The sequence below is a fragment of the Variovorax sp. KBW07 genome, from assembly GCF_003852515.1.
GTDB lineage: Bacteria > Pseudomonadota > Gammaproteobacteria > Burkholderiales > Burkholderiaceae_C > Variovorax.
Window position 1 is genome coordinate 26,709 of the sequence record NZ_QAJK01000017.1, and the last position, 9,652, is coordinate 36,360.

The window sequence follows — 9,652 nt, forward strand, 5'->3', positions numbered from 1 at the left end:
TTAATGCAGTCATTCAGTGACGCGAAAGACCGTTTGTGGCGGACCCATCATCGGATGGACGGCCGTCGTGATCCGGGCTTGTCCGCAGGGGCAACTCATAGACTCAGTGGATGGCCGTGCTGCAACCACAGTGAGTTCACAACCTTGACGTCGGCCGTCGACACCGCTTACATTGCCTTCGCCCCGCGATAAGCGAGGCCGGGTTTGGAAGCCCGCTGACATCCTGCGACGAAAGCCGCAGTCACCGCACATGGTCTGCGGCTTTTTCGTTTGCGCCTATTTTTTAGGCGGCTTGAACGGGAGGGCTCGCGCCCTGCCGGTTTCCGCAAGGATGTCCCGGTCTTCCAACCCGTTCGAGCTGCCGCCCTTGTTTGGAAGCGAGGGCGTCGGTTGTGGCAAATCGACATCCTTGGGAGGCCCATGGCCCATGCTTCTTCAAACGCAAACACGGACGCTCGTTGTGCGCGCGTGTCCTATCGCCCCACCGCTCAATTCAAACCCTTCGAATGGGTCCAAGGCGACTCACTCGACCCTTCCCAGCAAAGCCAAGCCGCATTCCTCAACGATGCACGCGATGTAGTGCAAGGCGCGCAAACGCTGATCCAGTTGCTCGACTGGGACGAAGACCGGCGCGATGCCGCTTCGTCCGATGCAGACCCCGCGCCGCTTTTCGACGCATCCCAACGCGGCTCGCTGCAACGGCTTCTCTCTGCAACGCTGGGTCTCCTTCACGCGCGGATCGAAGCACAGTGCGAGGCGCTGACATGAAGGCGTAGCAGTTTCCTTTCACATCGTCGGCATCCTGTCGAACTTCTGCAGCGCCGGATCAAGAAAGTCCCACGCGTGCCCCCGCACGGCGTACGTGACCACTTGCGGCTTGTACCGCCCCGGATCGTCAAGGCTTCCCGCATGCACGACGAACACATCGGGGTTTGCCGGAAACGTCAGGAACACTGGTGAGCCGCAGGTGGGGCAGAACGCCCGGGTCTTGACCTTGCCGCTGTCGGCGACCATGTCCCACAGCGTGACGTGGCCGCTGTGCTTCACGCCGCCGCGCGCAAAGGCGAGGTACGAGCCGTGGCCGGTGCCGCTCTTTTTCTGGCAGTCGCGGCACTGGCAGTCGTTCTGGAAGATCGGCTCGCCTGAAATCTCGTAGCGCACTGCGCCGCATGCGCAACCGCCGGTGTAGGCCTTGTGGTTCATTGCTGTTGTCCTTTCAAGAAAGTCATCGTCTGGTTCCGATGCGACCCGGCGTCATGCCGGGGTGCCTCGGAGGCCGTGGGGTGATGAGTGATGAGCAATCTATTCGGACAGGGCGCGTGGCAGGGAGTAACAAGTTCGTCGTGAATGGCGTGCGCCGACGAGCGCGGGGTACTGTGAAGAGCTAACGCGCCGCTCGCACGACCCGAGCCACCAGCGCCATGATGGCCTGCGTCTGCACTCCCACCTGCTCAGGCGGCGGCGACTCCGCGGCTGTGACCACCGCAAGACGCAAGGCCGGAGCCCACAGCGCGAACTGGCCGCCATAGCCCCAACCCCAGATGATCGGTTGCCCGTCGATACGGCCGGTGAACCAGAGGTAGCCGTAGCCGATGTCCGAGACCGGTGCGACGCGCCAGCTTGCCGGACTTTGCGAGCGGGTGCTGTCCGCGACCCATTCGCGCGGCACCACGGGCCGGCCCTGCCACGCGCCCGCATCGGCCATGGTCCAGACGATCTTCATCAGGTCGCGCGGCCGCAGCGCCAGGCCGACATGGCTCGATGTTCGGCCGCTGCGGTCACGTCGCCATGAATAGCGTTCGATGCCAAGGGGCGCGAAGAGGTCGCGCTCGGCGAGCCGGGCGAGGTCTTGTCCTTCTGCCCGCGCGAGCATCGGTGAGACCAGGGCGATGGCCGGATCGTTGTAGCTCCAGGCCGTGGGGTCTGTCGCCGCAGGAAGCTTGAGCGCCATGCGGATCAGGTCGGGCGTGCTTTCGAGTTCGTCGTACTGTGCGAGCCAGTCGTACTGCAGGCCTGTGTGTCCGGAGAGGATCTGCGCGAGCGTGACCTTTGCCGCCCGCGAGTTCGGCACCCTGGCCACGTCCTCAGGCAGCAGGGCCGCGACAGTTGCGCCGGACCCATTGATCGTTCCGCGCGCGAGTGCCTGGCCTGCAAGCAGGGAGGTCACGCTCTTGGTGACGGAGTTGAGCGGTTGCAGGTCGTCCGCCGTGGCACCGCCGTAGTAGCGCTCACCAAGCAGCAGTCCGTTTCGCACGACCAGCAGGGCGCGCAACGCGGGCACCTTGGCGCCGTCGTCGAGCACCTGCGCCAGCGCGGCCGGGTCTAGGCCCTGTGCCTGCGGGTCCGCCGGAATCCATTCCGAATGCACGGCGTCCGGCACGCGGACGACGGTTGCGGCGGGCGGCGTTTGTCGCAGCCGGGCGCACCCGGCGAGCAACGCAGTGGTGGCCAGCGCAATGAGGCTGGCGCCCCAGAGCAGGCTTCGTCTTGTCGGCATGTCGTTCTTCTCCCTGTGTTTGTTGTTGTCTGCATTCTGGTCGGAGCTGAACGACTATCGCGTGGCGCTGGTCATCCCGGTGACCGGATACCTGCTTCATGCGATGGCGATGAAGCAGAAGCCCGATAAAAATCATCGTTCCAAAACAAGTCTCTCTTGCGCAAGGGAGACCCGCGAGCGCCCCGTGCACTGACTCGCACGCCGGGCATTGCCGCCGCGCGCCGCAACGGTGCACGCATCTCGCCCTTATCCCTATTTCGGGTGATAGCGCGGAAACAAATAGTTAACAAAAATCAACATTCTTTAACGAGTCGCACGTTTCTTGGGCGGCTTTTTCTTCCCCGCGCAAGGAACTCACAAATATGAACAAAGCACATCGCAGTCTCTGGAACGCTTCGCTGGGCGCCTGGGTTGCCGTCTCCGAAAACAGCCGCGCGCGCGGAAAGAAGAGCCACCGCACCGCGGCGCTGACGCTGGGCGCGGCGTCGCTTGTGATTGCCAGCATGTCGGCATTCGCGGGTGGCGATGGCGGGCAGGCCGGCTATCCCGGGTTCGGGGTCCAGCCGACCACCGGCAGCAGCCTGACAGGCGAGGGCGGCTCGGGCGGTAGCGGTATTCCCGGCCTGGGTGGCGCGGGCGGCGCGCCAGGCGCGAACGGGGCCGATGGCGCGGCGGTGCTGGGTGTCATCCCGGGCGGGGGTGGCGGTGGCGGCTCCGTGTTCCTGGGGCCGGTGCCGCTCACGTCGGCGGTTTCAGCCGGCAATGGCGGCAACGGTGCAAACACGATCGAACCTGCATGGGGTTCGGGTGCGGGCGGAGGCGGTGGCAGCACCATCGCCCACGGTGACGTCCGGATCGACGCCGGGGGCGCGGTGGCTGGTGGCAATGGAGGCCGGGGCGGCGACCTTTCGGGATCGGTGTTTCCGCCGGCCGGTGCCGGCTACGGCGGCGGCGGTGGCGCGGGCTTGCTGGTCGTCGCCCCGGAGGGCACGACGACCACCATCACCAATGCGGGTTCGATCACGGGCGGCAACGGCGGCCGTTCCGGCAACGTGGGCAATGGTTTTCCGCTGCCCCTCATCGGCGCCCGGGGCGGTGCCGGCGAGGGGGCCGATGCGGCTGCGGTGGCGGCCTCTTCGGTGTCGCTGGGCGGTGACGGCATCGTCGGCAGCAATCTCACAGTCATCAACAGCGGCACGATTTCGGGCGGGCTTTCCGGCGACGGGAACACGCGGGCCAATGCGATCCGATTTACGGGCGGTACCAACCGGCTCGAACTGCGCGCCGGCTCGCAGCTCATTGGCAATGTGCTTGCCAACGGCAGCTCCGACACGCTGGCATTCGGCGGCACGGAGTCGGGCAGCTTCGAGTTGGGCAGCCTGGCGGATGGCAGGTTCCAGGGCTTCGAGGCCTATGAAAAGACAGGCAGTTCCACTTGGACGCTGACCGGCGACATATTCGGCACGCCCATTACCGGCGTGGTGCGCGAAGGCACGCTGCGCCTGGGCGATGGCGACGGCGCGCGCGGGGTGATCGTCGGGGCGGACGGCCAGACCACCCCGGCCATTCCCACGCCGGACGGTTTCCTCGGCCAGAACGGCGGGGCGGGCACGACAGGGCTGGCCGTCGCGGGCGGAAAGCTGGTGGTCGAGGCCGACAGCCAGGTCCGCGGCGGCACTGGAGGCAGCGCAAGCAGCACGCAGTTGCGAGGCCTGATACCCACGCCGAGCGTGACAGGCGGCACGGGCGGTGCCGGCGCCACGGGGGTGAACGTCACCGGGGGCGCACTGGTCGTCGAAAGCGGCGGCAACATCACCGGTGGCCGGGGTGGGAGCGGCGGCGCCGTCAACGTCAGCCCCTTCATCGACCCCTTCGAAGGAGGCCAGGGAGCACCGGTGCTTGCCGTGGCACCCGCGACCGCGGACGCGGCCCCGTCGACGAGCGTCACCATGACGGTGGGTGCTGGCGGCGCGGGGGGCTCGGCCGTCACGTCGGCGTCGGGCGAAACCATCGTCAACGGCGGCGTCATTGCCGGCGGTCGCGGCGGGCGCGGAGGCGACAGCCAGCCTGAGATCAACATTGGCGTGGCGAACATCTGGACTTCGAGCACGGCCATGCTGATTCCGACGTTCGGCGACCCCGGGGCGCGCAGCCTGACCGGCACGGGTGGCGCCGGCGGCAACGGTGGACACGGCGTGTTGCTGACGGGCACTGGCGGATTGCAGAACAACAACATCGTCCGCGGTGGCCACGGCGGCGACAGCGGGGCGCTGGTGGGCGTCAGCCTGAGCCTTGGCGCGGCCGACAGCACGATCACCAACGCAGCAGGCGGCAGCGGCGGCGCGGGCGTTGCCTATGCAGGCGCAGGCTCGCTGGTCAACCAGGGCACGCTGAGCGGCGGGAACGCCGGTGCTTCGAGCCTGGGCGCCGCTTTTGCGGGGATCGTTGCCGTGCCCACGGCCGCGCCCATGAACGGCGCGATCGGAATTTCCGTGACGGCCACGGCCACGGTCGTCGGCGCTGTCGGCGCCAGCGGCGGCGCGGGTGCGTATTTCGGCGGGGCCGCCGCGGCAGAGAATCGCGGCTTCATCGAGGGCGGGTCGGGTGCGGGCGTCACGCCGCCGCCGGACTTCGCGGCCATGACGGTCCCTTCTTCTCCCATACAAAGCTTCGCGCTTGCCATGAGCCCCGATGGCGCGACCAGTGCCAGTGCCACCGGCAACGTGGGCGGCGCCGGTGGCAGCGGCCTGGTGCTGGCGGCGGGCGGCACGGCCGTCAACCGCGACGGCGCCGAAATGCGCGGCGGCATGGGCGGCAACGGGTCCGGCGCACAGGCCGCGGCGGCCTCGATGAACATGGCGCAGGCCAGCGCGGTGGCCATCGGTGGCAACGGGGGCAATGGCGGCAATGGCGCATGGCTCAACGGCGCGAGCCTGTTCCTCAACGAAGGCAGCGTGTCCGGCGGCCAGGCCGGTGACGGCGGCAGCGGCAAGGCCAACAGCCAGTCGACCACGGCCGTGGCGGCGGCCACGCTGCTCGCCACGGGTGGCAACGGCGGCACGGGTGGCGCCGGCATCGCGGGCAACGACTCGACGGTGGTGAACCGCGGCGTGGTCCGGGGCGGCAACGGCGGCATGGGCGCCACCGCGGTGACCCAGCACGAAAACATCGGCGACAGCCCCAGCACGATTACCTATGGCGTGGGCACTCCCGGCACGATGGGTGCCGGCGGCGCGGGCATCACGGGCGCCAACCTGCACGTGACCAACGCCGGCATCATTGCCGGCGGCTACTCGGGCGACGGCGAAACGCAGGCGGCGGCCGTCGCCTTCACGGGGGGCGTGAACAGCCTCACCATCGAGCGCAGTTCGGTCATCGAAGGCCTGGTGCTGGCCCACAGCACGGCCGACACGCTGGCGCTGGGCGGCGCGGACGACAGCAGCTTCGACGTCGCTTCCACCGGACCGGGCGGGCAGTACCGCGGCTTCGGGCAGTTCCGCAAATCGGGCGAGGCCACCTGGACGCTGAACGGCAGCACCACGCAGGTCACGCCGTGGACCATCGAGCGGGGCACGCTGGTCGTGGGCACCGACGGCGCCCTGGGCGACGCGAGCGGCGCGCTCACGCTGGCCGGCGGCACGCTGCAAACCACGGCCAGCATTGCCACGGCGCGGGCGGTCGTGCTGTCGGGCCCCGGCGGCGCGTTGCGCACCGACGCCGGCACCACGCTGCAGATCGGCGGCCAGGTCTCGGGCAGCGGTGCGCTGACCAAGGACGGCGACGGCACGCTGCGCCTGTCGGCCACCAACAGCTACACCGGCGGCACGCGCATCGCGGCGGGCACGCTGGTCGGCGGTGCCAACAGCTTCGGCACCGGCGCCATCGTCAACGACAGCGCGCTGGTGATCGAGCAGCCCACTGATGCCACCATGGTCAACGACCTTTCCGGCAAGGGCAGCCTGACCAAGTCCGGCGCCGGCGCGGTGCGCTACACCGGCAACGGCTCGGCCTTCACCGGCAACCTGCAGGTGACGGGCGGTGTGCTGTCGGTGAACGGTTCGCTCGGCGGCACGCTGCACGTCGAATCGGGCTCGACGCTGAAGGGCAGCGGCAGCGTGGGCACCACGGTGCTGGCGAGCGGCGCCACGCTGGCCCCGGGCAACTCCATCGGCACGCTCACCGTGAACGGCGACTTCACCTTTGCACCGGGCTCGCGCTACCAGGTCGAGACCGACCCCAGCGGCGCGAGCGACCTGCTGCGCGTGACCGGCACCGCCACGCTGGGCGGCGCCTCGGTGATCGTGCTGGCGGCCGACGGCAAGTGGAACCCGACCACCACGTACACCATCCTCACGTCGGGCACCCGCGTGGGCACCTTCGGCGGCGTGTCGTCGAACTTCGCGTTCCTCGATCCGGCGCTGAGCTACAAGGGCGGCGATGTCCTGCTGAGCCTGGTGCGCAACACGGTTGCGTTTCCGGCGGTGGGCGTCACGTTCAACCAGCGTGCGTCGGGCGCGGCGCTCGACAGCCTGGGCGGTGGCCTGCTCTACAACGCGGTGGTGCAGCTCGACGCACCGACGGCCCGCCTGGCCTTCGACCAGCTCTCCGGCGAGCTGCATGCGTCGGTGCGCTCGGCGCTCGTCGAAGACAGCCGCTTCGTGCGCGAAGCCGGCGCCGACCGGCTGCGCCAGGCGCAGGGCGGCGTGGGCAACACCGGCGAGCTGAAGACGGTCGAGGGCGCCAATGGCGGCCTGTGGACGCGCGCCTACGGCTCGTGGGGCGACACCAAGGGCGACGGCAATGCGGCCAAGGCCAAGCGCGGCACGCGCGGCGTGCTGGTCGGTGCCGACCGCCGCTTCGGCGACTGGCGCCTGGGCGTGCTGGGGGGCGCGGGCAGCAGCAGCGTGAGCGTGGACGAGCGCCAGTCGTCCGCCAAGATCGACAGCTACCACCTGGGCCTGTACGGCGGCACCGAGTGGGGCGCGCTGGCCCTGCGCGCCGGCGCCAGCTTTACCCACCACAGCATCGACACGCGCCGCCGCATCGCCTTCACCGGCCTGGGCGGCACGCCCGAGGCCAGCTACGGCGCGGGCACCACGCAGGTGTTTGGCGAACTGGGCTGGCGCATCGACGCGGGCACGGTGGCGCTGGAGCCCTTTGTCAACCTGGCGCACGTGAACCTGCGCACCGGCAGCTTCACCGAGCGCGGCAGCCTGGCGGGGCTGCATGGCCGCAGCGAATCGGGCAGCACCACCTTCACCACGCTGGGGCTGCGCGCCAGCACGAAGCTGGACCTGGGCGGCACGGAAGCCACGCTGCGCGGCATGCTGGGCTGGCGCCATGCCTTCGGCGACGTGTCGCAGACGGCCGCGCTGGCGTTCATGGGCGGCGGCAATGCGTTCACCGTGGCCGGCGTGCCGGTGGCGAAGAACGCCGCGGTGGTGGAGGCGGGGCTCGACTTCGCCGTCAAGCAGGACCTGACACTGGGCGTGTCGTACAACGGCCAGTTCGGCAACGGCATGAAGGACCACGGGCTCAAGGCCAACCTGCTGTGGAAGTTCTAAGGGCCTGAACGCCGGGGAGCCTGGGCGCGGGGAGCGCTCCGGCGCCCGAGCGCAATGCGAACGCAGCCGGTGCCGTCGAGGTGCCGGCTGCGTTTTCTTTTTGCGTTCGCCTTTGCTTTGAAGTTCTTACAACTTCGGCACCGGGGAGGCGCTTTCCGCCGGTAAAGTGCCTGCGTCCGGCGGCGGATTGTCCGCAGCCCATTCCCTGCTTCCTTTCGTTTCCTTCGCCTTCTTCCCCTCCCTCTTCATGTCCAACCTCATCGTGCACGGCGGCACGCCGCTTCGCGGCCGCATCACCCCCTCCGCCAACAAGAACGCCGTGCTCCCGGTGCTCTGCGCCACCTTGCTCACCTACGAGCCCTTGCGCCTGCATGGCGTGCCCGACATCACCGACGTGCGCAAGATCCTCGAGATCTTCCGCACCCTGGGCAGCGACGTGCGCATGGACCACGACAGCGGCACGCTCGAGTTGCACCACCGCGAGACGGTGTTCGACGCGGCGCTGCACCGCCTGCCCGAAGAGATGCGCTCGTCGATCATGCTGGTGCCGCCGCTGCTGGCGCGCTTCGGCGTGGCGCGGCTGGAAGACAACGTCAAGGGCTGCACGCTGGGCGTGCGTGAGATCGATCCGCACGTGGAAGTGTTCCAGCGTTTCGGCGGCGTGGTCGAGCGCACCGAGGGTTCGCTGCTGGTGCGCAGCGCCGGCCGGCTGACGCCCACCGACCACTGGCTCGACTACGCCTCGGTCACCACCACCGAAAACTTCGTGCTGTGCGCCGCCGCGGCCGACGGCACCTCGACGCTGACCAACGCCGCGTCGGAGCCGCACGTGCAGGAGTTCTGCCGTTTCATGGCCATGATCGGCGTGCGCATCGAAGGCATGGGCACCTCGCGCGTGACGGTGCACGGTGGCGGCGCGCTGAAGGGCGGCGAGTTCCGTTTCGACGAAGACTTCCACGAGATCACGACCTTCCTGGCGCTGGGCGCGATCACCGGCGGCGACGTGGTGGTGCGCAACAGCGCCCCCGACAACTTTCCGCTGATCGACCGCACCTTCGCCAAGTTCGGCGTGCAGATCACGCACCAGGACGGCTGGTCGCGCGCCATTCGCACGGGTCCGCTGAAGGTGCAGACGCCGTTCACGAGCAATGTGCTGACCAAGGTGGAAGCCGCGCCGTGGCCGTACTTTCCGGTCGACCTGTTGCCGATCTTCATTGCGCTGGGCGTGCGTGCCCAGGGCAATGCGATGTTCTGGAACAAGGTGTACGACGGCGCGCTGGGCTGGACGGGCGAGTTGTCGAAGTTCGGCGCGCACGTGTTCTCGTCGGACCCGCACCGGCTCATTACCTTCGGCGGCAACCCGCTGACGCCAGCGGTGGTCGAGAGCCCGTACATCATCCGCGTGGCGATTGCGCTGTTCATGGTGGCAGCGAGCATCGAAGGGCGCTCGGAGATCCGCAACGCAACGCCGATTCGTCGTGCGCATCCGCGCTTTGTCGAGAACCTGCGAAGCCTGGGGGTGCAGGTGGAGTGGACCAGCGAGGAGTAGCCGTTGGCGCGTTGCTGTTGCTTGGGTCATTCAGGGCGACGC

At 68.7% G+C, this 9,652-nt stretch carries 6 protein-coding genes; 4 read left to right on the plus strand and 2 right to left on the minus strand.

Annotated features, from left to right (window positions below; all coding sequences use genetic code 11):
* The first annotated feature begins 420 nt into the window (after positions 1 to 420).
* On the plus strand, positions 421 to 768 hold the full coding sequence (locus tag DBV14_RS03575) for a hypothetical protein (protein ID WP_124457826.1): 348 nt from the start codon (positions 421 to 423) through the stop codon (positions 766 to 768).
* Positions 769 to 786: 18 nt separating this feature from the next.
* On the opposite strand, the gene DBV14_RS03580 is transcribed toward DBV14_RS03575, so the two are convergent.
* Both DBV14_RS03580 and DBV14_RS03585 read right to left on the minus strand, forming a co-directional pair.
* Entirely contained in the window at positions 787 to 1,203 is a 417-nt protein-coding gene (locus DBV14_RS03580) for a GFA family protein (RefSeq protein ID WP_124457827.1), read from the minus strand.
* 181 nt (positions 1,204 to 1,384) lie between these two features.
* Complete coding sequence (locus DBV14_RS03585; protein WP_124457828.1) at positions 1,385 to 2,497, minus strand: serine hydrolase; 1,113 nt, start codon at positions 2,495 to 2,497, stop codon at positions 1,385 to 1,387.
* Between DBV14_RS03585 and DBV14_RS03590 the strand changes: the two genes are divergently transcribed.
* From DBV14_RS03590 to DBV14_RS03600, 3 genes are all read left to right on the plus strand, one after another.
* Positions 2,496 to 2,690 carry a hypothetical protein gene (locus tag DBV14_RS03590; protein ID WP_124457829.1) on the plus strand — a complete coding sequence of 65 codons (195 nt, stop codon included), beginning with the start codon at positions 2,496 to 2,498 and terminating at the stop codon, positions 2,688 to 2,690. The genes DBV14_RS03585 and DBV14_RS03590 overlap by 2 nt on opposite strands.
* A gap of 169 nt (positions 2,691 to 2,859) precedes the next feature.
* The gene (locus tag DBV14_RS03595) at positions 2,860 to 8,061 is read left to right on the plus strand and encodes an autotransporter domain-containing protein (protein ID WP_124457830.1); all 5,202 of its coding nucleotides are present in this window, start codon (positions 2,860 to 2,862) and stop codon (positions 8,059 to 8,061) included.
* 247 nt (positions 8,062 to 8,308) lie between these two features.
* Entirely contained in the window at positions 8,309 to 9,610 is a 1,302-nt protein-coding gene (locus tag DBV14_RS03600) for a UDP-N-acetylglucosamine 1-carboxyvinyltransferase (RefSeq protein ID WP_124457831.1), read from the plus strand.
* The last annotated feature ends 42 nt before the right edge of the window (positions 9,611 to 9,652 follow it).

What these genes read in the sequence shown, in the direction of transcription:
- DBV14_RS03575 (WP_124457826.1), top strand. Translation starts at nt 421, where the DNA reads ATGGCCCATGCTTCTTCAAACGCAAACACGGACGCTCGTTGTGCGCGC.
- DBV14_RS03580 (WP_124457827.1), bottom strand. Translation starts at nt 1,203, where the DNA reads ATGAACCACAAGGCCTACACCGGCGGTTGCGCATGCGGCGCAGTGCGC.
- DBV14_RS03590 (WP_124457829.1), top strand. Translation starts at nt 2,496, where the DNA reads ATGTCGTTCTTCTCCCTGTGTTTGTTGTTGTCTGCATTCTGGTCGGAG.
- DBV14_RS03585 (WP_124457828.1), bottom strand. Translation starts at nt 2,497, where the DNA reads ATGCCGACAAGACGAAGCCTGCTCTGGGGCGCCAGCCTCATTGCGCTG.
- DBV14_RS03595 (WP_124457830.1), top strand. Translation starts at nt 2,860, where the DNA reads ATGAACAAAGCACATCGCAGTCTCTGGAACGCTTCGCTGGGCGCCTGG.
- DBV14_RS03600 (WP_124457831.1), top strand. Translation starts at nt 8,309, where the DNA reads ATGTCCAACCTCATCGTGCACGGCGGCACGCCGCTTCGCGGCCGCATC.